The 26,986-nt window shown below is 40.8% G+C and carries 28 protein-coding genes and 3 riboswitches; of the genes, 20 read left to right on the forward strand and 8 right to left on the reverse strand.

The window, feature by feature from the left end:
* Positions 1-5: 5 nt before the first annotated feature.
* Positions 6-722, reverse strand: a complete 717-nt coding sequence (locus AMR95_RS17255; protein WP_039178049.1) for a DUF1836 domain-containing protein — start codon at positions 720-722, stop codon at positions 6-8.
* Positions 723-1,001: 279 nt separating this feature from the next.
* Here AMR95_RS17255 and htpX point away from each other — a divergent pair, with 279 nt between their 5' ends.
* The 5 genes from htpX (at position 1,002) to AMR95_RS19305 (ending at position 4,345) form a co-directional block, all read left to right on the forward strand.
* Positions 1,002-1,901 carry a protease HtpX gene (htpX, locus tag AMR95_RS17260; protein WP_024424664.1) on the forward strand — a complete coding sequence of 300 codons (900 nt, stop codon included), beginning with the start codon at positions 1,002-1,004 and terminating at the stop codon, positions 1,899-1,901.
* A gap of 144 nt (positions 1,902-2,045) precedes the next feature.
* Positions 2,046-3,392, forward strand: coding sequence for a TrkH family potassium uptake protein (locus AMR95_RS17265; RefSeq protein ID WP_082672267.1), 1,347 nt, complete (start codon positions 2,046-2,048; stop codon positions 3,390-3,392).
* 97 nt (positions 3,393-3,489) lie between these two features.
* Positions 3,490-4,008, forward strand: coding sequence for a DUF421 domain-containing protein (locus tag AMR95_RS17270; RefSeq protein WP_039178055.1), 519 nt, complete (start codon positions 3,490-3,492; stop codon positions 4,006-4,008).
* A 6-nt stretch (positions 4,009-4,014) separates the two neighbouring features.
* Positions 4,015-4,179: a hypothetical protein gene (locus AMR95_RS19300; protein WP_087975542.1), complete on the forward strand. Its 165-nt coding sequence runs from the start codon at positions 4,015-4,017 to the stop codon at positions 4,177-4,179.
* Positions 4,172-4,345 carry a hypothetical protein gene (locus AMR95_RS19305; RefSeq protein ID WP_175297136.1) on the forward strand — a complete coding sequence of 58 codons (174 nt, stop codon included), beginning with the start codon at positions 4,172-4,174 and terminating at the stop codon, positions 4,343-4,345. Before AMR95_RS19300 ends, AMR95_RS19305 begins: the two co-directional genes overlap by 8 nt.
* Before the next feature lie 225 nt (positions 4,346-4,570).
* Here AMR95_RS19305 and AMR95_RS17275 read toward each other — a convergent pair whose 3' ends face one another.
* Positions 4,571-5,590: an acyltransferase family protein gene (locus AMR95_RS17275; RefSeq protein WP_039178056.1), complete on the reverse strand. Its 1,020-nt coding sequence runs from the start codon at positions 5,588-5,590 to the stop codon at positions 4,571-4,573.
* A gap of 293 nt (positions 5,591-5,883) precedes the next feature.
* Here AMR95_RS17275 and AMR95_RS17280 point away from each other — a divergent pair, with 293 nt between their 5' ends.
* The 3 genes from AMR95_RS17280 (at position 5,884) to AMR95_RS19310 (ending at position 8,814) form a co-directional block, all read left to right on the forward strand.
* Positions 5,884-8,094: a PAS domain-containing sensor histidine kinase gene (locus tag AMR95_RS17280; RefSeq protein ID WP_039178058.1), complete on the forward strand. Its 2,211-nt coding sequence runs from the start codon at positions 5,884-5,886 to the stop codon at positions 8,092-8,094.
* Position 8,095: 1 nt separating this feature from the next.
* Positions 8,096-8,587 carry a methylated-DNA--[protein]-cysteine S-methyltransferase gene (locus tag AMR95_RS17285; RefSeq protein WP_058838968.1) on the forward strand — a complete coding sequence of 164 codons (492 nt, stop codon included), beginning with the start codon at positions 8,096-8,098 and terminating at the stop codon, positions 8,585-8,587.
* An 89-nt stretch (positions 8,588-8,676) separates the two neighbouring features.
* Complete coding sequence (locus tag AMR95_RS19310) at positions 8,677-8,814, forward strand: hypothetical protein (protein ID WP_186304662.1); 138 nt, start codon at positions 8,677-8,679, stop codon at positions 8,812-8,814.
* Between the two features lie 24 nt (positions 8,815-8,838).
* Here AMR95_RS19310 and mtnA read toward each other — a convergent pair whose 3' ends face one another.
* Positions 8,839-9,900 carry an S-methyl-5-thioribose-1-phosphate isomerase gene (mtnA, locus tag AMR95_RS17290; RefSeq protein WP_058838969.1) on the reverse strand — a complete coding sequence of 354 codons (1,062 nt, stop codon included), beginning with the start codon at positions 9,898-9,900 and terminating at the stop codon, positions 8,839-8,841.
* A gap of 6 nt (positions 9,901-9,906) precedes the next feature.
* Complete coding sequence (gene mtnK / locus AMR95_RS17295; protein ID WP_058838970.1) at positions 9,907-11,100, reverse strand: S-methyl-5-thioribose kinase; 1,194 nt, start codon at positions 11,098-11,100, stop codon at positions 9,907-9,909.
* 80 nt (positions 11,101-11,180) lie between these two features.
* Positions 11,181-11,338, reverse strand: a riboswitch (SAM riboswitch).
* Positions 11,339-11,502: 164 nt separating this feature from the next.
* Between mtnK and AMR95_RS17300 the strand changes: the two genes are divergently transcribed.
* From AMR95_RS17300 to AMR95_RS17325, 6 genes are all read left to right on the forward strand, one after another.
* Positions 11,503-12,693, forward strand: coding sequence for a pyridoxal phosphate-dependent aminotransferase (locus AMR95_RS17300; RefSeq protein WP_058838971.1), 1,191 nt, complete (start codon positions 11,503-11,505; stop codon positions 12,691-12,693).
* A gap of 44 nt (positions 12,694-12,737) precedes the next feature.
* A riboswitch (SAM riboswitch) is annotated at positions 12,738-12,839 on the forward strand.
* Positions 12,840-12,941: 102 nt separating this feature from the next.
* Positions 12,942-14,162, forward strand: a complete 1,221-nt coding sequence (mtnW, locus tag AMR95_RS17305) for a 2,3-diketo-5-methylthiopentyl-1-phosphate enolase (RefSeq protein WP_058838972.1) — start codon at positions 12,942-12,944, stop codon at positions 14,160-14,162.
* Entirely contained in the window at positions 14,162-14,857 is a 696-nt protein-coding gene (locus tag AMR95_RS19455; protein WP_058838973.1) for a 2-hydroxy-3-keto-5-methylthiopentenyl-1-phosphate phosphatase, read from the forward strand. The genes mtnW and AMR95_RS19455 overlap by 1 nt, the downstream gene beginning before the upstream one ends.
* Positions 14,821-15,459 carry a methylthioribulose 1-phosphate dehydratase gene (locus AMR95_RS19460; RefSeq protein WP_058838974.1) on the forward strand — a complete coding sequence of 213 codons (639 nt, stop codon included), beginning with the start codon at positions 14,821-14,823 and terminating at the stop codon, positions 15,457-15,459. Before AMR95_RS19455 ends, AMR95_RS19460 begins: the two co-directional genes overlap by 37 nt.
* Positions 15,460-15,475: 16 nt before the next feature.
* A complete protein-coding gene (locus tag AMR95_RS17320) occupies positions 15,476-16,006 on the forward strand; it encodes a 1,2-dihydroxy-3-keto-5-methylthiopentene dioxygenase (protein WP_024426834.1) in 531 nt (176 codons plus the stop codon).
* Positions 16,007-16,306: 300 nt separating this feature from the next.
* On the forward strand, positions 16,307-16,549 hold the full coding sequence (locus AMR95_RS17325; protein WP_039178071.1) for an aspartyl-phosphate phosphatase Spo0E family protein: 243 nt from the start codon (positions 16,307-16,309) through the stop codon (positions 16,547-16,549).
* A gap of 46 nt (positions 16,550-16,595) precedes the next feature.
* On the opposite strand, the gene AMR95_RS17330 is transcribed toward AMR95_RS17325, so the two are convergent.
* Positions 16,596-18,101, reverse strand: a complete 1,506-nt coding sequence (locus AMR95_RS17330) for an ATP-binding protein (protein WP_058838975.1) — start codon at positions 18,099-18,101, stop codon at positions 16,596-16,598.
* Between the two features lie 204 nt (positions 18,102-18,305).
* On the opposite strand from AMR95_RS17330, the gene AMR95_RS17335 reads away from it, so the two are divergent.
* Positions 18,306-18,761, forward strand: coding sequence for a MarR family winged helix-turn-helix transcriptional regulator (locus AMR95_RS17335; protein WP_034281539.1), 456 nt, complete (start codon positions 18,306-18,308; stop codon positions 18,759-18,761).
* Between the two features lie 28 nt (positions 18,762-18,789).
* On the opposite strand, the gene motB is transcribed toward AMR95_RS17335, so the two are convergent.
* The 3 genes from motB to AMR95_RS17350 all read right to left on the reverse strand — a co-directional run bounded on the left by motB (position 18,790) and on the right by AMR95_RS17350 (position 22,829).
* Positions 18,790-19,560 (reverse strand): flagellar motor protein MotB, encoded by a 771-nt coding sequence (gene motB, locus AMR95_RS17340; RefSeq protein WP_039178076.1) that lies wholly within the window; start codon positions 19,558-19,560, stop codon positions 18,790-18,792.
* A complete protein-coding gene (motA, locus tag AMR95_RS17345) occupies positions 19,553-20,347 on the reverse strand; it encodes a flagellar motor stator protein MotA (protein WP_024424680.1) in 795 nt (264 codons plus the stop codon). Before motA ends, motB begins: the two co-directional genes overlap by 8 nt.
* A 379-nt stretch (positions 20,348-20,726) precedes the next feature.
* Entirely contained in the window at positions 20,727-22,829 is a 2,103-nt protein-coding gene (locus AMR95_RS17350) for an ATP-dependent Clp protease ATP-binding subunit (protein WP_058838976.1), read from the reverse strand.
* 244 nt (positions 22,830-23,073) lie between these two features.
* Here AMR95_RS17350 and AMR95_RS17355 point away from each other — a divergent pair, with 244 nt between their 5' ends.
* The 5 genes from AMR95_RS17355 to queF all read left to right on the forward strand — a co-directional run bounded on the left by AMR95_RS17355 (position 23,074) and on the right by queF (position 26,727).
* On the forward strand, positions 23,074-24,117 hold the full coding sequence (locus tag AMR95_RS17355; protein ID WP_058838977.1) for a YkvI family membrane protein: 1,044 nt from the start codon (positions 23,074-23,076) through the stop codon (positions 24,115-24,117).
* A 71-nt stretch (positions 24,118-24,188) separates the two neighbouring features.
* Positions 24,189-24,233: riboswitch (PreQ1 riboswitch) on the forward strand.
* A gap of 159 nt (positions 24,234-24,392) precedes the next feature.
* Positions 24,393-25,049, forward strand: coding sequence for a 7-cyano-7-deazaguanine synthase QueC (queC, locus tag AMR95_RS17360; RefSeq protein ID WP_058838978.1), 657 nt, complete (start codon positions 24,393-24,395; stop codon positions 25,047-25,049).
* On the forward strand, positions 25,050-25,490 hold the full coding sequence (gene queD / locus AMR95_RS17365) for a 6-carboxytetrahydropterin synthase QueD (RefSeq protein WP_048238732.1): 441 nt from the start codon (positions 25,050-25,052) through the stop codon (positions 25,488-25,490).
* Positions 25,483-26,214, forward strand: a complete 732-nt coding sequence (gene queE / locus AMR95_RS17370; protein WP_047202223.1) for a 7-carboxy-7-deazaguanine synthase QueE — start codon at positions 25,483-25,485, stop codon at positions 26,212-26,214. The genes queD and queE overlap by 8 nt, the downstream gene beginning before the upstream one ends.
* A 15-nt stretch (positions 26,215-26,229) precedes the next feature.
* Complete coding sequence (gene queF / locus AMR95_RS17375; RefSeq protein ID WP_003211403.1) at positions 26,230-26,727, forward strand: preQ(1) synthase; 498 nt, start codon at positions 26,230-26,232, stop codon at positions 26,725-26,727.
* Positions 26,728-26,986: the final 259 nt, after the last annotated feature.

Below are 26,986 nucleotides of genomic sequence, written 5' to 3' on the forward strand. Positions count from 1 at the left end.
CTTATTTATCCCTTATTCAGCTGCAGCGTATTATACATCATTTCTTGAGCTGTGCTTTGCAAATGAGAAGTAAAGACAGAGAAGACGGTAGAACTGATAATTCCTTTAATCAAATGCCATTGGCTCTTCGTCAATTCTGTAAACTCGTCATGGAGCTTGTCTGTCTGCTCCTCGGTTATTTCTCGTAAATTTGTTTCCTTTAATGGAAATTGTGTATGGTGATAAATAAAATCAAGGACGTGCGCATATGCTTCATAAAAACGGATTGGACTAATAATATCATCTGTTCGATCTGTGATGGTGTTAAATAAGGCAGATAAGATCACACGAATGGTATCGAAGTCAAAAACTGATTTTAAATCCCTGACAATTAATAAAATAACGACCTGATCAATAGAGTATTTTTTGCCAAGCTCTGGATGGCCAATCATATCTTTAATATCACGTTTGATCCAATTTTGAATCGCCGTCGATTTAAGAGAAGTCAGCTCACACAAGTTGCCAAGCTCAACAATTTCATTTGTAGACAGACCATGCTCTGATTTTTGCTTCCGCCGTTCAAGCTTCTCAAAAAAAGACGGGATCTTTAATTCATCATAGTCATGATCCTTGCCATTTTTTACAGATAGTTTCAAAAGCTGAAGCGGAGTCAGATCTCCCTCTCCTTTTAGAGAATACAGAAGTCTTGTCATGTCAATTCTCGTTAATTTAAAAGTAACCATGTTCCACCTCATTTGTACGTCAAAACGTGATTATTGATCTAATTCAACATCATAGTCTCTTTTTGATGAAAATGCAAAATAAACTCAAAATCAAAGCCGGCGCGTCACAATTTGTTCACTTTTAAGCTGGAGCAAATGTCGTAAATATTGATGTGACGGGGCTTTAGCCGTTATGATAAACAGAGAAAGTGATTCCTTTTTCCTTGCAATTTGAGACGTTTATTTTTATAATTTTATTAATAAGTTCATTTGAACTTAATATGACAGCGGAGGTTATGTATGGGTAAGAGAATATTTCTGTTTATATTAACGAACATTCTTGTTATCACTACGATTGGTATTGTACTGTCGGTTATTAGTGCAGCAACTGGTGTTGGTTCTTATATAGGAGCAGACGGAAGACTTAATATCCTTTATCTTCTTGTATTCAGTGCAGTTGTTGGTTTTGTTGGCTCGTTTATGTCACTTGCAATGTCTCGTTGGATGGCAAAAATGATGATGGGTGTACGTGTGTTAAATCCAGAAAAGGATTCATTAACATATGATGAGCAGCAGCTTGTTGACCGAGTGCACAGACTTTCAAGAGCAGCAGGCCTTTCTAAAATGCCTGAGGTTGGTATTTATCAATCATCTGAAGTAAATGCATTTGCAACAGGTCCTTCTAAGAGAAGATCACTTGTTGCGGTATCAACTGGATTACTTCATGAAATGGATGATGCAGCAGTTGAAGGTGTAATCGCCCACGAAGTCGCTCACGTTGCAAATGGTGACATGGTGACAATGACGCTGCTTCAAGGAATCGTCAACACGTTCGTTGTCTTCCTTTCAAGAATTGCGGCATGGATCGCAAGCCGTTTTGTTTCACGTGAAGAGCTTGTGCCGATTGTTCACTTTATCGCTGTGATTGTTTTCCAAATCATTTTCTCTATCCTAGGAAGTCTTGTCGTGTTTGCATATTCTAGACACCGTGAATTCCATGCAGACCGCGGCGGAGCCGACCTTGCGGGTAAAGATAAAATGATTCATGCGCTTCGTTCACTTGAGGCGTACACGTCAAGAATCAAAGATGATGATCAAACAGCAGTCGCTACGCTAAAAATCAGCGGTAAACGAAAAGCTTCTCTTTTCTCAACACACCCTGATTTAAATGAAAGAATCAGAAGACTTGAAGCAAAATAAGAAGGACGAAAAGACATTCTTTTACAGGATGTCTTTTTCTTTTTGATGAAAAAGAAAATAAAGCATAAAATAGCTTTAAAATCATGTCTCTTTTCATTAAAATGATAAAGGTATTCGAAAAGATAGATAAAAGAAGGAATGACAATGAATCCTATAAAAAAGCTAATTGACCGGCTGTCAGCGTTTCAGTTGATTGCCCTTTATTATTTTCTTGCTGTAACCGTGTCGCTTATTCTTCTCAGCCTTCCAGTGGCTCATCAAGAGGGAGTCAAATGGACATTCATTGATGCCTTGTTTACAGCGGTGAGTGCTGTAAGTGTCACAGGACTGACTGTTGTCGACACCTCACAAACATTTAGTGTCACAGGGATGTGGATCCTTGCGTTTGTTCTGCAAATCGGAGGCATTGGCATTATGACGCTCGGTACCTTCGTATGGCTTGTCATGCGAAAAAGAATTGGGATTAAAGAAAGAAAACTTATCATGGCAGATCAAAACCAGAGCAATTTATCTGGAATTGTAAAACTAATGAAGCAGGTCTTATATTTAATTTTACTGATTGAGTTTGTCGGCGGGCTGATATTAAGCATGTATTTTCTCAAATATTATGATGTGCAAGGAGCTTTCTTACATGGCTTCTTCTCGAGTATTAGTGCGACAACCAATGGGGGCTTCGATATTACGGGGAGCTCGCTTATCCCTTACAAAGATGATTATTTCGTCCAGTTTATTACAATGCTGCTGATCATCTTTGGAGCGATTGGTTTTCCTGTGCTCGTGGAAGTGAAGGATTATTTGTTCAATCAGGACCGAAAGCACGCATCGTTCTCATTGTTTACAAAAATCACAACGCTCACGTTTGGCGGTCTTGTCGTTGTTGGAGCGCTTGGAATCTATGCACTTGAAGCCGGGTTTAGCTTCGTAGGGAAAAGCTGGCACGAAATCTTGTTTTACTCTTTGTTTCAATCGACTGCAACAAGAAGCGGGGGGCTGACAACGTTAGATATTACGCAGCTGACCGAACCGACGCTTTTATTTTTATGTATGCTCATGTTTATCGGGGCTTCCCCAAGCTCTGTGGGGGGCGGAATTCGGACAACTACGTTTGCCCTTAATTTACTCGCATTGTTTCATTATGCTAGGGGAAATAAGTCCATCAAAATCTTCAAGAGGGAGCTTCATCAAGCGGATATTAATAAATCCCTTATGGTGACCATGATGGCCTTTATTTTGGTTTTTGGCGCTACGTTCCTGTTATCCTTAACAGAGCATAATACACTTCTTGAAAATTTATTTGAAGTTTGCTCTGCTTTCGGAACAACGGGACTGTCGCTTGGGATTACATCAGATCTCACTGTGTTTGGTAAATGTATCATCATGGTTGTCATGTTTATTGGACGGATCGGTATTCCAAGCTTTTTATATTTAATCGGCCGAAGAGAAAGCGAAGCGAATTATCATTATCCGAAAGAGCGCGTCATCATTGGCTAAACAGCATTCAATTTGAATGCTGTTTTTTTATTTCCATTATCTAACTGGCTAAATCACATGGGATGTTCGCAATCTATAGGTAAGAGGTGAACGAGACGTGCTGGATGTGTTATGGAAAGCAATTGTCATGCTGCTAGTTGGTACCTTGCTGCTGAGAATAGCAGGGCCTAAATCCATTAGTCAATTAACTGTACAACAAACAGTGATTATGATTTCAATCGGATCGATTATTATCCAACCCTTTATTGAGCATAATTTACTTGAAACCATTTATGCAGCTACCATCTTTATTGTGGCACTTGTCATTATGGAAAAACTGTCGATTCAATCTGATTTCTTTGAAAAGTTGCTTTCAGGCAAATCGGTCGTGATTTTACAGGATGGCGAAATGCTCGATCATAAGCTGAAGAAAACAAGGCTCACAAGGGACGAATTTAGAATGCGTTTAAAGCAGCAAGGCATCACTGACATCAGCAGTCTCAAAAAAGCCACGCTAGAAGCCAATGGACAAATTGGCTATGAGTTAAAACCTGAGGAAAAGCCAGTGACGGTCAAGCAGATGAAGGAATTCCTTGACCAATTAAGAGAAGAACTAAACCTGCCAAAAAAGGACTGAATTCAGATGAAAAGAAAAGCAGCGAAAAATGAAGCATTAACAAATAATATGACACCGACAGAAAGCATGGCACATGATCAAGGACAAACCCAATTTGACGAACAATCAAGAGATCGTCAGGCAAACCGAAATTCTCATAAAGGGAAACAAGGGGGAGCATCTCGTGACTAAGAAGCATATGAAGAGCAAAGAGATGAAGGACCATAAAAAGCCAATGGACCCAGATATTTTAGAAGAGGAATTTGGCAGTGAGCTTGGAGATATCAACAGCAGCAAATGGATTGATACGTTGATGAAGCCAAAGAAAGATGCTGCATGTAAGCAGAATAAGAAATAGAAAAAACGATCCAATAAGGATCGTTTCAGCGTGTAGACAAACCCTCGCATTCGGTGTCAGGTCTGCGCTCCGGTGCTCACGAATGTCAAATTCGCTCCGCTCCAGTGCTCGTCCTTCCTAGACTGCAAAGGTTTTCTATCGCGCTGAAAAGAAGACAAAGTGCTAAAATAAAGAACATTTTAGCACTTTGTCAACAATCTAAAACGATCCAATAAGGATCGTTTTTTATTTGATATAACTCCCTTGCCTACCGGTGATCGTTCGCATGAAGTTGTTCATTTTGAGCTCAATCACTGGCTGTGCAACGGTTTTAACAAAAGTGCTAGACAGGGTAAAGGTTAACAGAATGGTCAGCAGCAATAAAATAAGAACACTTGCTGCATTTAGCGCCCAGTCATCAAACCAAGTGGTTCTTAGCAGCTTGATCACAAAGCCATGTAATAAATAAACATATAACGTTCTTGTTCCCCATTTTGTAAAGAAGAAACGGCGTGTTGGAACTAATGCAAAGAAGCTGAATGTAGCACCAAATGCAAGCAAATACCATGCCATTCGTTTCATCGCCGCAATCATTCCTTCATCTCCTAGAGAAGCATACGACTTTGAGCCAAATAAGAAGGAATAATCAAATTCATAGAAGTAGCAAAACAGGAAGACAGCCATCAATACAAAAAGTGCTGCCAGTTTTCCTTTGCTTGTACGAATGAATTCAAAATGCTGCTTTTTTAAATAAAATCCAGCTAAAAACATAGGCAAAAAGACAAACGTACGTGATAAGCTGAGTGTATTGCTGATGCTGTCCACATAACCGACAAGTAATGCAATCGATAAACTGACGATCATCGCCCAGTGGAAAGGTAGTTTTGAAAAAGGAATAAGCAGCAAATTCCAAAAGAATAAACTAATTAAAAACCATAAGGACCATTGCGGATCAATTGGATTTAAATTGGTTATGCTTTGATCCTGTAATAGGTAATAGTAAACCGAATAGATCACCTGAAAGATTAAATATGGGATGATCAGCTTAACGGCGACTTTTTTCATAAAGCCCGGTTTTCTAAACCCTTTTGCAAAAAAGCCAGAAACTAAAATAAAGGCGGGCATGTGAAAGGTATAAATAAACTTGTATAAATAGAGCATCCAGTCATTATCGTGAATGAATGATCGTAACAAATGACCAAAAACAACTAGAAAAATCAGAAGGAATTTCGCATTATCAAAATAACTATCTCGTGAAGATGCCATAAAATCACCTTTCCTGCTCGATTTCAAACATAAATGTTCTAAGTGCACTGTTCCCTTATTTGCCCCATTCTAAAATACATTTTCGCTTAATTCGCTATTTGATGTGAAATTGTAGAACGGTTGTAAAAGAAGCGTAAGAAAAGTGAATTGTTATACAATCCTGTCATCCAAATGAAATAAATGAGACAGTCTTCGTGTAAAAAGTTATCTTTTTTTATGAGTCGAATGAAGGAACAATGAAAATATTGTAGAAATATTGTAGAGGAATGAGGCTGGAAAAGGAGTGTAAGAGAATGACTGAAACGCTCGATGGCAATAGATTAACCCCTGCAGGAGATATCAGAAAATTAGAAAAAGAGAACGAATATTTGCGAACTGAGTTGATGCAGCAAAAAATGCTGTTAAATAAGACGCTAGATGCCATTTTTATATTTGATCAACACCTCAACATCATCCAAGCCAACGAAGCAACATGCAGGCTTGTACAGACACCGAAAGAAGACCTCCTCAATAAATCCGTTCTAGATTTCCTATACGGCATCCCGAAAGATAAAGTTGAATGCTCACTCGATCTATTTTTTCGAAAAGGTACGTTAAAAAGAGAAATCTCCATTCAGCTTGAAAGTGGTGAAACAAAATACATTGAATTTGTCGCAGAGCATGACACCATGAATCAGCAATATATAGTGGTCATGCGAGACATTTCTTCAAAGAAAATATTAGAACGAGAACGCTCCATGAATGAGCAGCTGTTCAAAGATTTGTTTGACCGAGCTATTGACGGGATGGTCATATTTGATCAGGATGGCTGCATGATTGATGCGAATCATTCTTTTTGTCAGAGCTTTGAACTGCAAAAGACGGATTTAACCGATCGCTATTTACATGAATTTGTCGAAGGCGATAATCTTCCAGCATTGCAGCATCTTTTAACGTCACTTAAAGAAACAGGGAAAGCAAAAGGGGAGCTTCCTGTTACCCTTCAATCTGGCCAGCAAAAATTATTCGAACTCACCATTACATCAAATGTGATGAGTGGTTTTTATATGTCCATCATGCGGGATATTACAGAAAAAAGACTGATGGAAGAGAAACTGTTAAAAAGTGAAGAACGCTTTAGAGAAATTTTCGAAAATGCAATGGATGCCATCATCATATGGGCGGATGATGGAGAGATTGTGAGAGCCAATGAATCAGCCTGCCGAATTTTTGAATTACCGATGCACTCGCTGATTGGCAAAAAACTTACCGACTTTCTCGTCAAATCTGATAAGAGATATAGACCAACAAGAAGACGTTATATCCGCAATCATGAAATAAGGGAAGAGCTATTGTTCAAAATGGCAAATGGGCAGTATAAAGAGCTTGAGTTTACATCAAAGCATGCGGTATTAGAAGGACAGCACTTAACCATTTTACGTAATGTAAGTGATCGAAAAAGAATGGAGCAGGAGCTGCGCGAAAGTGAGCTCAAATTCCGTAAAGTATTTAATGGGTCAATGGACGGCATTGTTCTTTTTGATAATCAATACCGAATCATTGAAGTCAATCCATCTGCTAGCGAGCTGCTTCAATTGAAGGACGATCATTTAACAGAAATGAATCTTTTCCACATCCTTGCCCCTTATCAAATTGAAAATTTGGCTCAACCAGCCGAGGCGATGTCATTAGATGAAATGGATAATGAGGTTCCATTTGTACTGAACCATCCAGATCAGCGTATACTGGAATTCTCTTTTAAACGTAACATTATCCATAATATGAATTTGGCCATCTTTAGAGATGTGACAGAGCGGAAGGAATTAGAAGAGCGGGTGAGAAAATCAGATACCCTTCATGTGGTCGGAGAGCTTGCTGCTGGAATTGCTCATGAAATTAGAAACCCGATGACAGCATTAAAAGGCTTCATTCAGCTGTTAAAAGGAAATATAGAAGGGGAGTATTCGCTCTATTTTAATGTCATCACATCAGAGCTGAAAAGAATAGAATCCATCATCACCGAATTTTTGATTTTAGCGAAACCGCAAGCTATTGTATATGAAGAGAAAAATGTGGTGCAAATTGTGAAGGATACGATGGATCTCCTGCACGCACAGGCTAATCTTGGCAATGTTCAAATGCATCTCAATGTGCTGGACGAGATACCACTGATATATTGTGAACAAAACCAATTAAAGCAGGTCTTTATTAACATTTTAAAAAATGCAATTGAAGTCATGCCGCGCAAAGGAAATGTCTATGTGAGCATTCAGCGGAAGGGCGAGGAGCATATTGTCATTTCACTGCGTGATGAAGGCTGCGGAATGGCAGAGGATAAGCTAAAGCGTCTAGGTGAGCCTTTTTATACAACGAAAGAAAGAGGAACTGGACTTGGGTTAATGGTTAGTTATAAAATTATTGAAGAGCATCAAGGAACCATTGAGGTAGAAAGTGAGGAAGGCGTAGGAACCGTCTTCCATCTCACGCTGCCACTAAGGCAGCAGAAACAAGAAGGAGAGCAGTAACGTGTATTATACCGTCTATCACGCACCCATCGGGGCATTATACATACTAGAAAAGGACGGTGCCATCATCGAGGTGATGTTTGATGATGAGCCGTTTTTAGCAAAAAAGCAGGCAGTGAATCTAAAGCAAGCAGATACGCCTGTCTTACAAGAAGCGAAAAAGCAGCTAGATGAATATTTCAAGGGAGAGCGTCGAGTATTCGATCTCCCGCTCAAGCAAATAGGTTCTCCGTTCCAAGAGCAGGTGTGGGGAGCATTGTCGGCCATTCCATATGGTGAATCAAAAAGCTATGCAGACATTGCAGAAGCGATAGGCAATCCCAAGGCTGTAAGAGCCATCGGACAAGCTAACAGACGAAATGCATTACCTATTTTTATTCCGTGTCACAGGGTGATTGGAAAAGACCGGTCTCTGACGGGCTATGCAGGATCGAAGACAGACATGAAAGCGGTCCTCCTTGAATTAGAAGGCATCCCATTTGTTCAAAAATAAATCGATTGACCTGTTCCGAATTTTTCCTAAGCGACATATCCTTTTATTAAGCTAAAAAAGTTGGTTGAGGGAAAAAGGAGGGCGCTGGCATGTTTTGGGGCAAAAAAGGTAAAGTGTATGCAGTTACGTCACTATGTGTCAAAATGAACGTTTTGACGGAAGAACAGAAAAAAGAAATCTTAACAAAAACGAATCAAGAAACAAAAAAGCGCGGTGCTCTTAAATGACAAGAACACGGCGCTTTTTTGCGATCATTGGGAGATGCTTTCGGCGAAAAGAGCATCAATCTCTTCTGCATAGTTCGATGTGATAATTCCCTTTTCTGTAATGATGCCTGAAATAAGATGATGAGGAGTGACATCAAAGGCGGGATTGAATACTTGAACATCGGGCGGTGCAATGGGGACACCGTTTAATTCCTTTACTTCCAGCGGGTCGCGCTCTTCAATTGGGATATCTGATCCGTCTCGGGTGGATACATCAAAGGTTGAAAGCGGTGCTGCTACAAAAAACGGAATGTGAAAATGCTTGGCTAGAACGGCAAGACCCAACGTTCCAATCTTATTCGCTGTATCTCCATTACGAGCGATACGGTCTGCTCCAACAATGACAGCAGAAATTTGCTTTTCTTTCATCGTATGGGCCGCCATGTTATCAGTAATGAGCGTCACATCCACGCCGCCTTGCATGAGCTCCCATGTTGTCAGACGAGCGCCTTGAAGAACAGGGCGTGTTTCACATGCATAAATGTGAAGGTCAAGATTTTTCTTTTTGGCTAAATAAAAGGGAGCAAGAGCTGTTCCGTACCGGCTCGTTGCGATGGAGCCTGCATTACAAATGGTCATGATACGGTCACCTGATTTAAAGAGCTGAAGTGCATTTTGGCCGATTTGTCTGCATGTTTCTTCATCTTCAATTTGAATTTGAATGGCTTCATGGACAAGATCTGTTTTAGCTGCATTCACTGACGCTGCACGCTGAATGCGCTGCAGCAGCCGGTCTAATGCCCAGGCGAGGTTCACAGCGGTTGGACGAGCACTGTTTAAATATTCTTTGATTCGAATCACTTCTTGTTTAAAAACATCGATTTCTTCTGTCTCAATGGCTTGCGCACTAAGTGCCAGTCCAAATGCTGCTGTAATGCCAATCGCAGGCGCTCCGCGTACTTTTAATGTCACAATTGCATCATACACATCTTCTTTCGTATATAAATGCTCAAAGACGGTTTCGGTCGGTAATTTTTGCTGATTTAAAATGTTAATACGGTTTTCTTCCCATTCGACAGAACGGGGGACTTCAAATTCTTTTGACAAAACCCGTCACTCCTTTACAGATGGCTGGAATAATGCGACGAGGTCAGACGCTGTTTCCACTGCATGATATTGTTTGATAAATGTTTTACCAAGTGTCAGTGCTGCTTTTTTCTGCTGAATCCGTCTAGTTGGTGATGGAATCGCATCAAGATCTGCGGCATGAGCAAGACCAATTGTTCGGCGGACAAGCTCACAGCCGGCAAAGCCTGTCGCTTCTTTTAAAATCCGATCAAACGTTGTTTCTAAAAAGCTGTCCGATACACTAAATGCTTCAATGCTGTCCTCTTTCCAAGCTTTTGTGAACACTTCTTTGAATGTTGCCCATACATTGACGACATGGTCAAAAAGGTGCTGCTGCTCGTGTTCATTCTCGCGAGATAAAGCATTCAGGAACAGATTGGCGATAAAGTGGCCGATATCGAATCCAAAGGGACCGTAAAACGCGAATTCTGGATCAATGATTTTCGTTTCAGTCTCATTTGCAAAAATACTGCCTGTATGAAGATCTCCATGAACCAATGTTTCAGCTGATGTGAGGAAGATACGCTTCAATTCTGCTGCTTTGGCTTGCAGCTCAAGATCTGCCCAAAGCGCTTCTGCTGATTCTCTTAATTCTTCTTCGAAGTCATTTGTTTCACTATCAAAGAAAGGGTCTGTGAAGACGAGTTTTTCTGTGATATCACACAGGTCAGGGTTCGTAAATTGCTTCACAAATTGTTTTTTGATTTTAGGATTTGTCGCAAAGTCAGATGTATAAAAAAGTGTTTTTCCTAAAAATTCTCCAACATGATCAGATAAATGCGGATATTGTTTTCCGGCAATTAGCCCTTTTCTGACGATTTCTAAGTGTGAGAGATCCTCCATGGCTGTCACTGCAAGAGCTGTATCTGAATAATAGACTGCTGGTACGAGATGCGGCGCATATTCTGACTGTTTGATCAGGGCAGCACTTTCAATTCTTGCCCGGTCTAATGTAAGAGGCCAGCTCTCACCAACCACCTTTGCATAAGGCAGCGCCTGCTTGATGATCAATCCTTTTGCTTGTTTGTGATCATAAATATGAAAGACGTAATTTAAATTCCCGTCGCCGATTTCAGTACAAGTCAAATGACTGCTTTCTTGGATTAAGCCAAGTCTAATTGCGAGTGCAACTGCCGAGCTTTCTGTTAGTTCTTCATATGATGCCGTAAGTGTAACCAATTGCTTCCCCTCCAAATCATATAAAAAAGCCTCTTTCTCCTGAGAGAAAGAGGCTTGATGGTGTGTATGCTCAAAGCCTCTCTTATCTCTCAGCACATACGTCTGATGGAATTAGCACCGTGCCCTATAAGACAATTGTCTTGGCGCGTTACTTGCTGCGCCCCACTTCACAGTGGTATTAACGGTCGGTTGCTGTTGGGGTCAAAAGGCCAAATCCCTCGCCCAACTCTCGATAAGAGAAATCAATATGTAATTGTTTCGTGTCTGTTTGCATTTCTTAATTCAAGATATTATCAGAGCTGCGCTTTACATGTCAATCTTTTTTCAAAATTGCTTTACAATTCATAAAACAATCCATTACAGTGATTGTATTGTTACGTAACTTGAATAGAAGGTGAAGAAATGGAATTCCAGCAATCAGATGTGTTGAAACAATTACCGAAACAATTTTTTGCGTCTCTTGTCCAAAAGGTGCAGAAAAAAGTGCAGGAAGGGGCAGATATCATTAATTTGGGGCAGGGAAATCCTGATCAGCCAACTCCTCCGCACATTGTAAAAGCCATGCAGGAAGCGGTAGCAAAACCTGAAAATCATCAATACTCCTCATTCCGTGGAACAGCGAAATTAAAAAAAGCCGCTGCCGCTTTTTATGAAAGAGAATATGGCGTTACGCTTGATCCAAAGACGGAAATTGCGATTTTATTTGGCGGGAAAGCAGGGCTTGTTGAGCTGCCTCAATGCCTGCTGAATCCGGGTGATACGCTTCTCGTCCCTGACCCAGGTTATCCTGATTATTGGTCAGGTGCTGTACTTGCTGGAGCTCATATGGTGACCATGCCACTTCTTGAAAAAAATGATTTTTTACCTGACTACGATTTGCTGCCTGAGGATGATAAGAAAAAGGCGAAATTAATGTACTTAAATTACCCCAACAATCCGACGGGGGCTACGGCAAGCCGTTCATTTTTTGAAAAAACCGTTACATTTGCGAAAGATCACAAGCTATGTGTTGTTCATGATTTTGCATATGGCGGCATTGGATTTGATGGGGAAAAGCCGATCAGCTTTCTGCAAGTAGATGGAGCGAAAGAGACGGGAATAGAAATTTACACATTGTCTAAAACGTACAATATGGCAGGGTGGAGAGTAGGATTTGCAGCAGGTAATCCGTCTGTTATTGAAGCGATTGAGCTTTATCAGGATCATTTGTTTGTCTCGTTGTTTAAAGCCACGCAGGATGCAGCAGTGGAAGCCCTATTAAGCGATCAAACGTGCGTACGGCTGCAAAATGACCGATATGAGAAAAGGCGGAATGTGTGGATAGCTGCCTGCAAAGAAATCGGCTGGGAAGTCAGTGCACCAAAGGGATCATTTTTTGCTTGGTTAAAGGTGCCAGAAGGATATACATCTGAAGCCTTTTCTGATTTATTATTAGAAAAAGCGCATGTTGTTGTAGCGCCAGGTAATGGCTTTGGTGCTCACGGTGAAGGGTACGTGAGAGTAGGGCTTCTAACAAGCGAGGAGCGGTTACAAGAAGCTGCTCAGCGCATCGCTGCCTTGAAGCTGTTTGAAAAAAAGCCATTGACAACATAAAAAAATGGTGCGATAATTCAGGCAATATTTAAGAAAATTGAATATTCTTATCAAGAGTAGGCAGAGGGACTAGCCCAATGAAGCCCGGCAACCGACTTCCATGAAGCACGGTGCTAATTCTTGCAGCAAGCGCTGAGAGATAAGATTCGGATGAATAACACGAAATAACCTCTTTAAGGCGCTCAAGAAGCACTTGAAGAGGTTTTTTTATTGAACATATGCATGATGCAATCGAAAGGGGATTCCTAGTGAGTGAATTACTGGCAACATACGTATTAACACATCGAGAGGATGAACAAATAAATCGAAAAGCGGAGCAGATCGCGCTTGGTTTAACAGTTGGATCATGGACGGATTTGCCTCAGCTCAAAAAGGAGCAGCTTCAAAAGCATAAAGGCCGAGTTGAAAAAGTATTAGAAAAGGCTGCTCCAGCCGAAAATGGCCTTTATCAATCAGAGGTGACCATTGCTTATCCTGAGGCAAACTTTTCAGCAGATTTACCAGCTGTTTTCACGACGATTTTTGGAAAGCTTTCACTAGACGGAAAAGTGAAGCTAGTCGATATCCAATTTTCTGAAGAATTTAAAAAAAGCCTGCCAGGACCGGCATTTGGAATTGATGGCATACGAAATAAGGTAAATGTATTTGATCGTCCATTATTGATGAGTATTTTTAAAGGTGTTATCGGCCGTGATATGCAGGATTTAAAAGAGCAGCTCCGTTTACAGGCATTAGGCGAGGTTGACCTCATCAAAGACGATGAAATTTTATTTGAAAGTCCATTAGCTCCTTTTGAAGAGCGAATCAAAGAAGGAAAAGAGATTTTAAAAGAAACCTATGAAGAGACAGGACACCGCACGCTGTATGCTGTCAATTTAACGGGCAGAACCTTTGACCTGAGGGATCGAGCGAGAAAGGCCGCTGAACTTGGAGCAGATGCGCTCTTATTCAATGTCTTTGCTTACGGTCTTGATGTCATGCAAAGCTTAGCTGAGGATCCAGATATTCCACTGCCTATTATGGCGCATCCCGCAGTGAGTGGTGCATTGACATCCTCTACTGAATATGGATTCTCGCATTCTCTTCTTTTAGGCAAATTAAACCGATATGCTGGCGCTGATTTGAGCCTCTTTCCCTCACCTTATGGATCGGTTGCACTTCCGAAAAAGGATGCCCTTGGAATCTATGAAGCTTGCGTGAAAGAGGATACGGTTCAAAAAACATTCCCTGTCCCGTCAGCAGGCATTCATCCAGGAATGGTTCCAGTATTGATCAAAGATTTTGGAATTGATCATGTGATTAACGCAGGTGGAGGCATTCACGGACATCCGCGGGGAGCCATCGGCGGAGGGAAGGCATTTCGTTCGATCATTGATGCCGTTATACAGGAAGAGTCTATCCAAGATAAGGCGGCTTCCTGCCAAGACTTAAAAGCGGCACTTGATCTTTGGGGAAGGGTAGCAGAATAATGAAAAAACCAATTGTGTGTTGTGATTTTGATGGAACAATTACAAAAAATGATAATATCATCCGCATCATGAAACAGTTTGCACCGAGTGAATGGACGAAACTGAAGGATGGTGTCCTGTCAAAGGAAATTACCATTCAAGAAGGCGTCGGGCAGATGTTTCAATTACTGACAAGTGATCAGAAGGAAGCCATTCAATCATTTATTTTAGAGGATACAGAGATTCGAGAAGGATTTAAGGAATTTGTGGATGAGGTAAAAAAAGCAGACATTCCTTTCTATGTACTTAGTGGGGGGATGGACTTTTTTGTCTACCCCATCCTCGAAGGCATTGTCGATCGAGACGATATTTATTGCAATCATGCATCATTTGGGGAAGAGCATATTCAGATTGAATGGCCGCATGCCTGCGATACGCAATGTCAAAATGGATGCGGATGCTGCAAGCCCTCAATCATTCGAAACCTGACTCATGAGGATGATTTCATCATCATGATCGGAGATTCAGTGACTGATGTGGAGGCGGCGAAACATGCAGATCTTACGTTTGCGCGCGACTACTTGCTCAATGAATGTCAAGAGCTCGGGCTCGTACATAAGGAGTTTGACACATTTGTTGATCTACACGCGCAATTTGTTCAAATAAAGGAAGTGAAGGAATGGCAGACGCAAAGAGCAAACGCTGGCAGGAGCTAGCAGACGTTAAACGTGAACTGGCCCAAAGAGACTGGTTTTTCGGAACAAGCGGTAATTTATCGATCAAGGTGTCGGATGATCCAATCACGTTTTTGGTGACGGCAAGCGGCAAAGATAAACGAAAAGAAACAAACGAAGATTTTGTGCTGGTAAACGCGGCAGGCCAGCCACATGATCCGAACGAGACGCTTAGACCATCAGCTGAAACACTGCTTCACACGTACGTGTATGAACGGACGAAAGCAGGCTGCTGTCTCCATGTCCACACCATTGATAATAATGTGATGTCAGAGCTGTATGGGGATAAGGGAGAGATTCGTTTTAAAGGCAACGAAATCATCAAAGCGCTTGGTTATTGGGAAGAGGATGCAGAAGTGTCGATTCCGATTATTGAAAATCCAGCTCATATTCCGCATCTTGCAGAGCAATTTGCCAAACATCTGACACTAGAGGCGCCATCTGGTGCTGTACTCATTCGCAATCATGGCATCACGGTCTGGGGAAAAACAGCCTTTGAAGCAAAACGAGTATTAGAAGCATATGAATTTTTATTTAGCTATCACTTAAAATTAGCGCTGTATCAACAGCAGCTTGTAAGATAAAAAGGAGGAAAAGCACATGGCGACGATTTTGATTCACAATGAAGAGAACACATTACTTGAGAACGAGCAAGAGGTTGCATCATATTTAGAAAACCAAGGGGTTATTTATGAGCATTGGGATATTGAAAAGCTGCCAAACCGTTTATCAGAAAAGTATGATTTAACCGATGAGGAAAAGGAAGAGATTTTGACTGTTTTCCAAAAGGAAATCCAAAGTATTTCTGAAAAAAGAGGGTACAAAGCGCAGGATGTGATTTCATTATCTGATGCCACGCCAAATCTTGATGAGCTGCTCCAAAACTTTAAACGTGAGCATCACCATACAGATGATGAAGTACGCTTTATTGTGAGCGGGCACGGAATCTTTGCTATTCAAGGCAAGGATGGCGTCTTTTTTGATGTGAGATTGAACCCAGGTGATTTAATTTCTGTTCCGCCAAACATCCGTCATTACTTTACACTTCAAGAGGATCGCAAAGTGGTCGCAGTTCGCATATTTGTCACAACTGAGGGCTGGGTGCCAATTTACGAGGAAGAAACGGTTTAATGATAGAGCTGATCATTCCGCATGAGGCGGAAGATCAGCTTTTTTTTAGGAAATTAGACATAAAATGTGAAAGAAAATAGTTGATTTTGATCTTCTGTATAGGATAAAATTCTGTTTAATCAATGTGACAGTCCTGTCCAAATTTGAAGTTTACCCCCAAATTTGATTGGGTAAAAGGTCTTTAGGCTGTAAAAAATTAAATAAAATAAGCATATTTAATTTAATTTACAAATAAAGTATAATTTTGGTGTCGGATCATTTTGAGCATAGACAGTCGAAATCATTGCGGGAGCTGAGATCATGAATATTTATGTAAGGAAAGAACAATTGCTGATGTCCATTGATGAGAAGAGAAAACAGATGGTAGAAGCTGCTCAAGTGGAAGGGTACACTGGTGAGATGACAATTAAATATAGTCAAGAACTGGACAACTTGATGAATGAGTATCAGCATCTTCTTTTTCATGAGAAACAATCTGCCCCCTCCTTTCATGATCTTGTGTCTCAAATGAGTCTTTTATCTGTGAACCGCCCCTCTTATTGACATGAAAAACCGGTCTTGCATAAGCAAAACCGGCTGACATCTTCAGCTATGCTGAGTGAGCAGAAGGAAGCATGATCATAACAGTCGTTCCTTTATTCACTTCGCTATGAATATCAATTGTTCCGCCATACATCGAAATGATTCGTTTACACACGACAAGCCCAAGACCCGTGCCTTTTTCCTTCGACGTAATAAAGGGGAGGAAGATGTGCTTTAACATCTCTTCTGGTATGCCTTCACCTGTATCCGCTACTTTAATGATGACATGTTCTTTTTCAGCTTCGATCACAATCTTCAAATGACCGCCGTTTGGCATCGCTTCTAAAGAGTTCTTTGCTACATTTAAAACGACTTGTTTAATATGATCCTTCGTGCAATACACGCCCACATCTTGAATCGTATTGATTTGCAAATCCACTTCGACATTATAAAGGTTTGCCTCAGAGAAAACGATCGGCATGATCTCACTTACAATTTCTTTAACAGAGTTATTCTGCCATTTTTCTGCCGTTGGTTTTCCTAATACAAGAAATTCACTGACGATTTGGTTGATCCGTTTAATTTCTTCCTCGATGACAGAAAAATAGAGCTGATCTTCTTCTGAATGATACTTCTTTTGCAATAGCTGGATAAATCCGCTGATCCCAGTTAATGGGTTGCGAATTTCGTGTGCTGTACTTGCTGCGAGTGTTCCGATCAATTCAAGCTTTTGCGCTTCATTTTGATGACGCTCCTGCTGAGTTTGCCGCCTTAACACGATATACTGGACTAGTGTGAATAAAATATTTAATAAAATAAACGCACTGGATAAAGGGATGAGCATCACAGACAGCACTTCACTTGTTGAAGCACGCTGCGGAAAGACCTCCAGCTTCCAGCTGTTTTCATCTAAATATGTAGACACGGTGCTGCCGCCCTCAGGTACTGGCTGTGGACCACTTGTAAACACGACATGTCCATTTTGATTCAGCATTTTAAAATGAAGATCAGGATTCAATACATTCATAATATTTCTTAAATAATCAATTTGAATGGCGGCAATCAGCACATTGGTGACCTCTTCATTTTCATCGAGAACAGGCACACAAATGGAGAGAATCCGCTGTTTTGTAATTCGGCTCACATAGTTGTCTGTGATCACGGTCTGCTTGGTCACTTGAATGCGTTTAAAGTAATCTCTGAATGATAGGTTGATTTTTTCCTTTAACGGGGTGGTGCTTGCTGTTACATTTCCTTTTTTGTCTAGGAGATACAGACCTGAAAAACGAGGTTCTTGTTTATAAATTTTCTCTAGGATGTTTTGTACTTTTTTCGTCTCAACCGGCTGGTCAAATCCCATGGCAAGGGAAGTTAATCTCGCTTCTGTTTCACTTATTAAATAATTCATTTGGTTTTTGTGAATATTTAACATAAGTGTAGCGGTTTGTTTGTTCTTTAAATCGATTTTTTCAGTTTCTTTTTCGTAGATAAAATAACTAATGATTAGGGTTGGAAGCATGACCAAAATAAGGTAAAGTCTGATCTTCTTCCAAAACCCTTTGAGTATACTCATCATTCATCGCTCCAACGTATTACCTAATAGACTTATTATAGCATTGAACCTATCTTTATTACGATGACTTGTGTGATTTTTAAAAAATTAGGTGATTCGTTCTGGTCTCATTTTCGTGCTAAAGATGGATCAAAATGTTGACATTTTACTTATTGTTTATTAATGTCACATTAGTGGGTTGCATTTCATAAAGGATGATAAAAAATGGAAAATCATAATGTTGAAAAATCATTGAAATTATTTATTGTATTATCACGTGCCTATCGCTCAATTAATCATCACATGAACAAACATATTGTGAAGCACGGGCTGAATCCAACTGAATTTGCTGTGCTAGAATTGCTGTATCATAAAGGTGATCAGCCGCTTCAGCAAATCGGTGATAAGATCTTACTTGCAAGCGGCAGCATCACCTATGTGGTCGATAAATTGGAGAAGAAAGAACTCCTCAGCCGGAAGGCTTGTGCAGAAGACCGCAGGGTGACATTTGCGCATATTACAAAGCAGGGACGAGCTTTGCTTGATGACATCTTCCCAGATCATGCGAAAGAAATTCATGAGATGATCAGTGTCCTGAGCGAAGAAGAGAAAGATGCCTGCATCGATATGCTCAAACATGTAGGGCTGCGTGCAAAGCATTTATATGATCATCAAGAATAAATAAAAAGGAAGCCGCTGGCTTCCTTTTTTATTTCGCTTTTTTCTCAATCGGTAAAATGAGTACTTCTACACGCCGGTTTTTACTTCTGCCTTCTGCTGTATCGTTTGAGGCAATCGGTTTGAATTCGCCGTATCCTTTTGTACTAAAGTTCTCTTGATCTAGGTTGCTGTTTTCAAGAAGAATATTTAAAAAGTTCACAGCACGAATGGCGCTTAAATACCAGTTTGATTCAAATTCTGAATTTCTGATCGGTACATTATCTGTATGTCCGCTAATGACGATGTCACGAGCGGGATTAATGACGAGCAGCTTTGAGATTTCTTTTGCTAACGGGACATCCTGAGATCGAATAACTGCCCGCCCGGAATCAAAGAAGATACTATCCTCAATCGTAATGAGAAGTCCTTCATCCGTAAGCTTTGTTTCGAGCTTGGAACCAAGTTTTTTATTTGCAATGAATGAATCGACCTGCTGTTTGACCTTTGTGAGAACCGCTTGGTCTCGAGCCTTTGCTTTGGCTTCTTCATCTTTCTCTTCCTCGGCTGCTTTCTTGACTTGGTTGCTATGTTCAGTTTCTTCCGTGCTTTGCATGCTGGATTGATCCATGACACCAGTACCGCCAGTAAAAACAACATTAAAAGACTTAGCCATCTGTTCATATTTTGCCGCATCAATCGAACTAGATGCAAAAAGCACAATGAAGAGGGCGAGAAGAAGTGTCAGAAGATCGGCATAAGGGATAAGCCAAGATTCATCTACATGGTCTTCATGATCATGGTTTTTACGTTTCCTAGCCATTTTGATTTTCTCCTTCTTCAATGACAAGATTTGCACGTTCTTTTGCTGGTAAGTACATAAGAAGTTTTTGTTCAATGACTTTTGGAGATTGACCTTCAAGAACAGAAAGAATGCCTTCGATCATAATTAGACGAAGCTTTACTTCTTCCTTTGATTTACGCTTCAATTTGTTGGCAAATGGGTGCCATAATACATACCCGGTAAAAATCCCAAGCAGTGTGGCGACGAAGGCAGCACTGATTGCATGTCCAAGTGCTTCAATATCTCCCATGTTGGCAAGTGCTGCAATAAGTCCGACAACGGCGCCAAGTACCCCTAGTGTCGGAGCGTATGTACCAGCTTGTGTAAAGATTAATGCGCCTGACTGATGTCTTTCAGACATGGCATCAACTTCTTCTGTTAAAACGTCTCGAATAAATTCAGCACTTTGGCCGTCAACTGCCATGCTTAACCCGTTCTTTAGAAAATCATCATCGACTTCCTCAAGACTTGCTTCTAATGCCAAAAGGCCTTCACGACGCGCAATTTGTGCCCAGTTTGAAAATAGAGGGATCATTTCTTGAATCGTTGGAAGCTGGCTGTCTTTGAAAATTTTGCCGAACAATTTTGGTGTTTTCTTAATTTCACTAGAAGGGAATGCGATGACAACAGCTGCAACCGTCCCAACAATGATGATTAATATAGCCGCCGGGTTGAGAAGAGCAGTTAGACTCACACCTTTCAAAACCATACCGACACCTAGTGCAATAAATGCTAAAATAATACCAATTAACGATGTTTTGTCCATTATCTCACCAAATCCTTTAACTATCTTTTTCTATAGTTAATATCGGTGTGTTCTAGAAGGGTTTTAGTCAGAATATAAAATTAAGACAGTTTCTGTGAAGAATTTTTGACGAAAGCGCTTTCTGTATATGTAAAAAGAAGAAACTCCCTCTCATATAAAGGGAGTCTCCATCTAATCATTTTGTGCTGGTTCATCTAAATGAAGCAGCTCTTTTAGTTTTTCTTCATACATGATTTTGACAAGATCGTAGCTCCAATTCATCATGTGATCCATCTCTTTTTCTTTTATCGTAAAGGAAAAGAGGCGGGGGAGCGTCAGCGTTCAGATGGAACTTAGCCGCCGCAACATGATGGAGGTGCATATCATCCTGAAGGTGTAGTTATCCTTTTTTTACGACGATTTCGTCATGTTCAACATCCACAGTAAATCCAGAAAGCTGCTCCTCTTCAAGCAGGATCTCTGTCATTTGATCTTCAACGTGCTCTTGGATGGTTCTTCGAAGTGGACGAGCACCAAATGCAGGGTGATATCCAAGCTCTGCGATTTTTTCTTTCGCTTCATTTGTGACATGGACTGTTAAATTCTGCTCTTTTAATTGCTCTGACAGCTCATTAAGCAGAAGATCAACAATCTTCACTAAGTCCTCTCTGTCTAGTGAATCAAATTGAATGATGCTATCAAAACGGTTCAAAAATTCTGGTTTGAAGTAGCTGCTGAGCGAATCAATGAGTGATTGTTCCTCAATCGCTTCGTCCTGATCAGACTGGAAGCCGACCTTGACCGTTTTATCTGCGCTGCCTGCGTTACTTGTCATGATGATGACTGTATCTTTAAAGCTGACAGTTCTGCCTTGGCTGTCTGTTAAACGCCCATCTTCCATGATTTGAAGGAACATATGCTGTACATCTGGATGTGCTTTTTCGATTTCATCCAGCAAAATGATGCTGTAAGGTTTTCTGCGCACTTTTTCAGTCAGCTGGCCAGCTTCATCATGTCCAACATAACCAGGAGGAGAACCGATGAGTTTGGACACAGAGTGTTTTTCCATGTACTCACTCATATCTAAACGAATGATCGCATCTCTGGAACCGAATAATTCTTCAGCCAGCGTTTTAGACAATTCGGTTTTCCCGACACCTGTTGGTCCAACGAAAAGGAAGGAGCCTGTCGGTCTATGTTTCGATTTTAATCCAGCTCTGCTTCTTTTCACGGCTTTCGCCACTTTATCAACCGCATGCTCCTGCCCAATTACTCGTGCTTTTAGACGGACATCAATTTCTTTCATTTTGGTTTGTTCGTCTGCTTGTAGTTTGCCGACAGGAATGCCTGTTTTTTGTTCCACAATGGCCTGAATGTCCTCTGCTGTGACGATATGCTCTTTGTCAGTTGTTTTGTTTTGAAGTCTTGCTTCAATGGCTTCTTCTTCATCGCGAAGCTTCGCTGCTTTTTCATATTGTTCTTCTTTTAGCGCAGCCTGTTTTTCTGCGGCAATTTGCGCAAGTCGGTTTGTCAGTTCATCTTCACTTGCTGCATCAATGGAGAGGTTCGCTTTTGAACCAGCTTCATCCATTAGATCAATGGCTTTATCCGGCAAATGTCGGTCTTGAATATACCGGGAAGATAATTGAACGCACGCTTTGATGGCTTCATCTGAATAGGTGACACCATGATAGGCCTCGTACTTCTCTTGAATACCTTTTAAGATGTCGATCGCTTCATCTGGTGTTGGCTCATCCACGATAACGGGCTGGAAGCGTCGTTCGAGTGCAGCATCTTTTTCAATTTGGCGATATTCTTTTAATGTCGTCGCACCTACTAGCTGCAGTTCGCCTCTTGCAAGGGCTGGTTTTAAAATGTTTCCAGCATCCATTGATCCTTCTGCAGATCCTGCGCCCACAAGAAGGTGGATTTCATCTACAAATAAGATGATATTTTTACGGCTCTGCAGTTCTTTAATTAACTGCTTCATTCTTTCCTCAAATTGACCGCGTACACCTGTGTTTGCGACAAGTGAAGAAACATCTAATAAATAGATTTGTTTGTTCTTTAATTTATTTGGTACATCGCCGCTCGCAATTTTCAGTGCGAGTCCTTCTGCGATCGCTGTTTTTCCAACACCTGGTTCACCAATAAGAACAGGGTTATTTTTATTTCTTCTATTTAAAATCTCAATGACTCTTGCGACTTCTTCATCACGGCCAATGACTGGATCAATTAAGCCAGCATTTGCTCCATCTGTTAAGTTACGGCCAAGCTCATCGAGTAAGCCTTTTTGTTTTGGCTGCTCCATGTTTGGGGCATGACCTGCCTGCTGAGAGAAGAATGAACTTCCTCCAAAAAGCTGAGGTCCCATTTTCATTTTTGACTGCTCCATCAAAGAGGTATAGCAGTCTTCACATAAAACCATTTGGCTCCGGGACGAATTTACTTGCATATTCAGGCGAATAGTTGCTTCATTTACTTGACAATGTTGACAACGCATTTGCCATGACCTCCTTAAAATAAAGTTTGACTTTATTTGACCAATGAATGTTAAAGAAAATGGTCTGTTGTTTGACCATCTTTGACTATAGTATACTCTGACCTATTTTGACTTTCAACTGTTTTGCTCAAAGACGGATAAAAATCCTTTTTTGCATTTAATCATGGTTTGTCCTTCTTTTCAAGGAACTTGTCTCATAGGATAAAAAAGAGACAATCGAAAGTGATGGGTGCGGAGGGGTCACATGAAACGTTCAAATGAATCCGCTTTTCAGCTTGCCTTTGTATATGTAGGAACAGTGGTTGGAGCTGGGTTTGCGACAGGAAAAGAAATCGTAGAGTTTTTTGTTCGTTTTGGCTGGATTGGACTATTAGGGATTCTGATTAGCGGTGTTATTTTTACTGGCCTTGGTGCAAAAATGATGCTGATTTCGAAACGAATCAAAGCAGAATCTTATCAAGATATGAACCGGTTTTTATTTGGCGCAGCTGCGAGTCGATATATTAATATTGTGATGTTTTTTATTTTACTCGGTGTTACCTCAGTCATGATTTCAGGTGCAGGGGCTATTTTTGAAGAACAGCTTGGCATATCCAAGGAGTATGGGATCTTTTTGACGATCATTCTGAGCGTCATTGTACTCTTTAAAGGTTCAAAAGGACTATTTGGTGTTAACGTCCTTGTCGTTCCAATGCTGATTTTCTTTTCATTGATTGTGTTTCTTGATTCATTTGTTTTTAGCAGCAGTGAAAGTTATGTTCTTGCGCTGCAAATGGGTGAGGGCGAGTGGATACTATCAGCAGTGTCCTATGGTGCCTTTAATTTAGCACTGTCACAGGCAGTGTTAGTACCCGTTGCAAATGAAATGACCTCTGAAGCAGTCATTAAAAAGGGAGCGGTGCTTGGGGGCGTCATGCTGACACTCATTTTGCTTGCTTGCTTTTTATCTCTTTCCTCATTAGATATGCTGGAGGCGTTTGATATTCCAATGGCCCAGGTCGTGTATCAAGTTGCAAACTCCATTCATCTCATTTATTTATTTGTCATCTTCGGTGAAGTTTTTACATCCGTCATAGGCAATTTATACGGGCTGGAGAGACAAGTAAGGGCATATATCCGAATGAACAGCATCTTTACGATATCCCTTATTCTCATATGCTGCTATGTGATTAGTAAAATTGGTTACGGTACACTGATATCAACGGTTTACCCGGTTTTTGGATATGTCAGCATCTTTTTTATTCTCTTTCTTTGTCTAAAAAAAGTGCCTGCATCGCTAGGTAAGTAAAGAAAGGATAGCCTGCATGAAAAATATGTGGTACACTATCCTCTGTGAAAATTGAACAAAAATCCGTGAAGACGGGAGAGGTTCTAGCAAAACCCTCTATAAAAAACTAAGGACTTGCCGTATCCTTGGATGTGGCATTTTTTATTTTTTATGGCTGGGACACCTCATACTCATGTAAAGGTGTCTTTTCTTTTGAGAAAAATAGGGGTTTTCAGGAGCCTTTCAGATGCAGTGTTGTACGGTTGTACGCATCTGCAAAAGGAGGAGAACAGAAAATGAAAAATGAAAAAGCAGTCGTTGTCTTCAGCGGGGGACAGGACAGTACGACATGTTTATTATGGGCACTTCAACAATTTGAAGAGGTAGAAACAGTGACCTTTCATTATAATCAGCGTCATCAAGAAGAAATTGATGTCGCCAAAAGAATTGCTGACAAGTTAGGTGTGAAGAATCATCTATTAGATATGTCACTTTTAAATCAACTGGCACCTAATGCTTTAACAAGAGATGACATTGACATTGAGGAAAAAGACGGAGAGCTTCCTTCCACATTTGTGCCAGGAAGAAACTTAGTGTTCTTATCCTTTGCCTCTATTCTGGCGTATCAAATTGGAGCAAGACATATCATCACTGGTGTTTGTGAGACAGACTTTAGCGGCTATCCAGATTGCCGTGACGAGTTTGTGAAATCTTGCAACGTCACAGTGAATTTAGCAATGGAAAAACCATTTGTGATTCATACACCACTGATGTGGCTGAATAAAGCAGAAACATGGAAGCTTGCAGATGAGCTCAATGCACTGGATTTTGTGAAAAATGAAACGCTCACTTGCTATAACGGCATTATTTCTGATGGCTGCGGGGAATGTCCTGCGTGTAAGCTGCGGAAAAACGGCTATGACACTTATATGGAAATGAAGGAGGCAAAATAAATGCTTTCTCAAATCTATCCACAAACCGATCATCCATTTTCATTTGAATTGAATAAAGACATGCATGTATCGGCTGCCCATTTCATCCCGCGAGAAGATGCAGGCGCATGCAGCCGTGTTCATGGTCATACGTACACCATCAACATCACAATTGCGGGCGACGACCTAGATGAATCGGGTTTCCTTGTCAATTTTAGTACATTGAAGAAGCTCATTCATGGGCAGTACGATCACACGCTGCTCAATGATCATGAGGAATTCTCATCAAACGATCGATACGCGATGCCAACCACTGAGGTGGTGGCAAAGACCGTACATGACAAAGTCGCAGCGTATTTATCGACTTTAGCGAACAAGCCAACATGTGTTCAAGTCTTTGTCAGAGAGACACCAACAAGCTACTGCATTTACCGTCCGAAACGAGTTGAGATCAATGGCTAAAGCGATTCCTGTATTAGAAATCTTTGGTCCAACCATTCAAGGAGAAGGAATGGTGATTGGACAAAAAACAATGTTTGTCAGAACGGCTGGCTGTGACTACTCTTGCAGCTGGTGTGATTCCTCCTTTACATGGGACGGCTCAGCGAAGCATGACATTCAGTGGCTTGAGGCAGAAGACATTGTCAAAGAATTAAAAAGAATAGGCGGACAGGCTTTTTCTCATGTCACCATTTCAGGAGGAAATCCTGCGCTTTTAAAACAAATGGAATCCCTCATTGATTTGCTGCATGAAGAAGGGATTGATACAGCGCTTGAAACACAAGGGACGATGTATCAGGAATGGTTTTTGAAAATTGATGACTTAACCATTTCCCCTAAGCCGCCAAGCTCGAATATGAAAACAGATTTTACGAAACTAACACGTATCATAGATGAGCTGAAAAACGGAAATAGATTGCAGCATGCAAGCCTGAAGGTCGTGATTTTTGACGATCGTGATCTAGCGTATGCGAAGGATGTTCATGCGAAATACCCTGAGCTTCCTTTTTATTTGCAGGTAGGAAATGATGACACGACGACAGGTGATGATGCGTACTTATTGACGCATTTATTAAAGAAATATGAAGCGCTTGTAGATCAAGTCGCACAAGATCCAGACTTAAACCGCGTAAGAGTGCTGCCGCAGCTGCACACGTTATTGTGGGGAAATAAACGAGGCGTATAGAAAGGAAGAGATGTCATGACGACAAGAAAACCGGAAGAATTAGAAGGTGTCACGTTACTAGGAAACCAAGGAACCAATTATTTGTTTGATTACGCACCACAAGTGCTTGAAACGTTCCCAAATAAACATACAAATAGAGATTACTTTGTGAAATTCAACTGCCCAGAATTTACATCACTATGTCCGCAAACAGGACAACCGGATTTTGCAACAGTTTATATCAGCTATATCCCAAATGAAATCATGGTCGAAAGTAAATCCCTAAAATTATATTTGTTCAGCTTCCGTAACCATGGTGACTTCCATGAGGATTGTATGAACATTATTATGAACGACTTAATCGAATTGATGGACCCAAGATATATTGAAGTTTGGGGCAAATTTACGCCAAGAGGCGGTATTTCAATTGATCCGTATACGAACTATGGGAAACCTGGGACAAAGTATGAAGAAATGGCATCGTATCGTATGATGAACCATGATATGTATCCAGAAACGATTGATAATCGCTAATAAATAGGAAAAGACATGCCAGATGCATGTTTCAGCGTGTAGACAAACCCTCGCATTCGCCCGCAGTCCTGCGCTCCGGTGCTCACGAATGTCAAATTCGCTCCGCTCCGGTTCTCGTCCTTCCTAGACTGCAAAGGTTTTCTATCACGCTGAAATGAAGACAAAGGGCTAAAATCAAGCATTTTAGCCCTTTGTCAACAATCTGAAACGTTTCTCCAGAAATGGAGAAACGTCTTTCTTATACCGTTCCTTTGGCAAA

Source organism: Bacillus sp. G1(2015b) (assembly GCF_001482475.1).
Classification (GTDB): domain Bacteria; phylum Bacillota; class Bacilli; order Bacillales; family Bacillaceae; genus Bacillus; species Bacillus safensis.

What these genes read in the sequence shown, in the direction of transcription:
- AMR95_RS19300 (WP_087975542.1), top strand. Translation starts at nt 4,015, where the DNA reads ATGAAAAGAAAAGCAGCGAAAAATGAAGCATTAACAAATAATATGACA.
- AMR95_RS17275 (WP_039178056.1), bottom strand. Translation starts at nt 5,590, where the DNA reads ATGGCATCTTCACGAGATAGTTATTTTGATAATGCGAAATTCCTTCTG.
- queD (WP_048238732.1), top strand. Translation starts at nt 25,050, where the DNA reads ATGCTTTCTCAAATCTATCCACAAACCGATCATCCATTTTCATTTGAA.
- queF (WP_003211403.1), top strand. Translation starts at nt 26,230, where the DNA reads ATGACGACAAGAAAACCGGAAGAATTAGAAGGTGTCACGTTACTAGGA.
- AMR95_RS17300 (WP_058838971.1), top strand. Translation starts at nt 11,503, where the DNA reads ATGGAATTCCAGCAATCAGATGTGTTGAAACAATTACCGAAACAATTT.
- AMR95_RS17355 (WP_058838977.1), top strand. Translation starts at nt 23,074, where the DNA reads ATGAAACGTTCAAATGAATCCGCTTTTCAGCTTGCCTTTGTATATGTA.
- AMR95_RS17265 (WP_082672267.1), top strand. Translation starts at nt 2,046, where the DNA reads ATGAATCCTATAAAAAAGCTAATTGACCGGCTGTCAGCGTTTCAGTTG.
- AMR95_RS19455 (WP_058838973.1), top strand. Translation starts at nt 14,162, where the DNA reads ATGAAAAAACCAATTGTGTGTTGTGATTTTGATGGAACAATTACAAAA.
- AMR95_RS17325 (WP_039178071.1), top strand. Translation starts at nt 16,307, where the DNA reads ATGAATATTTATGTAAGGAAAGAACAATTGCTGATGTCCATTGATGAG.
- AMR95_RS19460 (WP_058838974.1), top strand. Translation starts at nt 14,821, where the DNA reads ATGGCAGACGCAAAGAGCAAACGCTGGCAGGAGCTAGCAGACGTTAAA.
- AMR95_RS17320 (WP_024426834.1), top strand. Translation starts at nt 15,476, where the DNA reads ATGGCGACGATTTTGATTCACAATGAAGAGAACACATTACTTGAGAAC.
- AMR95_RS19310 (WP_186304662.1), top strand. Translation starts at nt 8,677, where the DNA reads ATGTTTTGGGGCAAAAAAGGTAAAGTGTATGCAGTTACGTCACTATGT.
- motA (WP_024424680.1), bottom strand. Translation starts at nt 20,347, where the DNA reads ATGGACAAAACATCGTTAATTGGTATTATTTTAGCATTTATTGCACTA.
- AMR95_RS17280 (WP_039178058.1), top strand. Translation starts at nt 5,884, where the DNA reads ATGACTGAAACGCTCGATGGCAATAGATTAACCCCTGCAGGAGATATC.
- AMR95_RS17350 (WP_058838976.1), bottom strand. Translation starts at nt 22,829, where the DNA reads ATGCGTTGTCAACATTGTCAAGTAAATGAAGCAACTATTCGCCTGAAT.
- AMR95_RS17335 (WP_034281539.1), top strand. Translation starts at nt 18,306, where the DNA reads ATGGAAAATCATAATGTTGAAAAATCATTGAAATTATTTATTGTATTA.
- AMR95_RS17330 (WP_058838975.1), bottom strand. Translation starts at nt 18,101, where the DNA reads ATGAGTATACTCAAAGGGTTTTGGAAGAAGATCAGACTTTACCTTATT.
- queE (WP_047202223.1), top strand. Translation starts at nt 25,483, where the DNA reads ATGGCTAAAGCGATTCCTGTATTAGAAATCTTTGGTCCAACCATTCAA.
- queC (WP_058838978.1), top strand. Translation starts at nt 24,393, where the DNA reads ATGAAAAATGAAAAAGCAGTCGTTGTCTTCAGCGGGGGACAGGACAGT.
- AMR95_RS17255 (WP_039178049.1), bottom strand. Translation starts at nt 722, where the DNA reads ATGGTTACTTTTAAATTAACGAGAATTGACATGACAAGACTTCTGTAT.
- htpX (WP_024424664.1), top strand. Translation starts at nt 1,002, where the DNA reads ATGGGTAAGAGAATATTTCTGTTTATATTAACGAACATTCTTGTTATC.
- motB (WP_039178076.1), bottom strand. Translation starts at nt 19,560, where the DNA reads ATGGCTAGGAAACGTAAAAACCATGATCATGAAGACCATGTAGATGAA.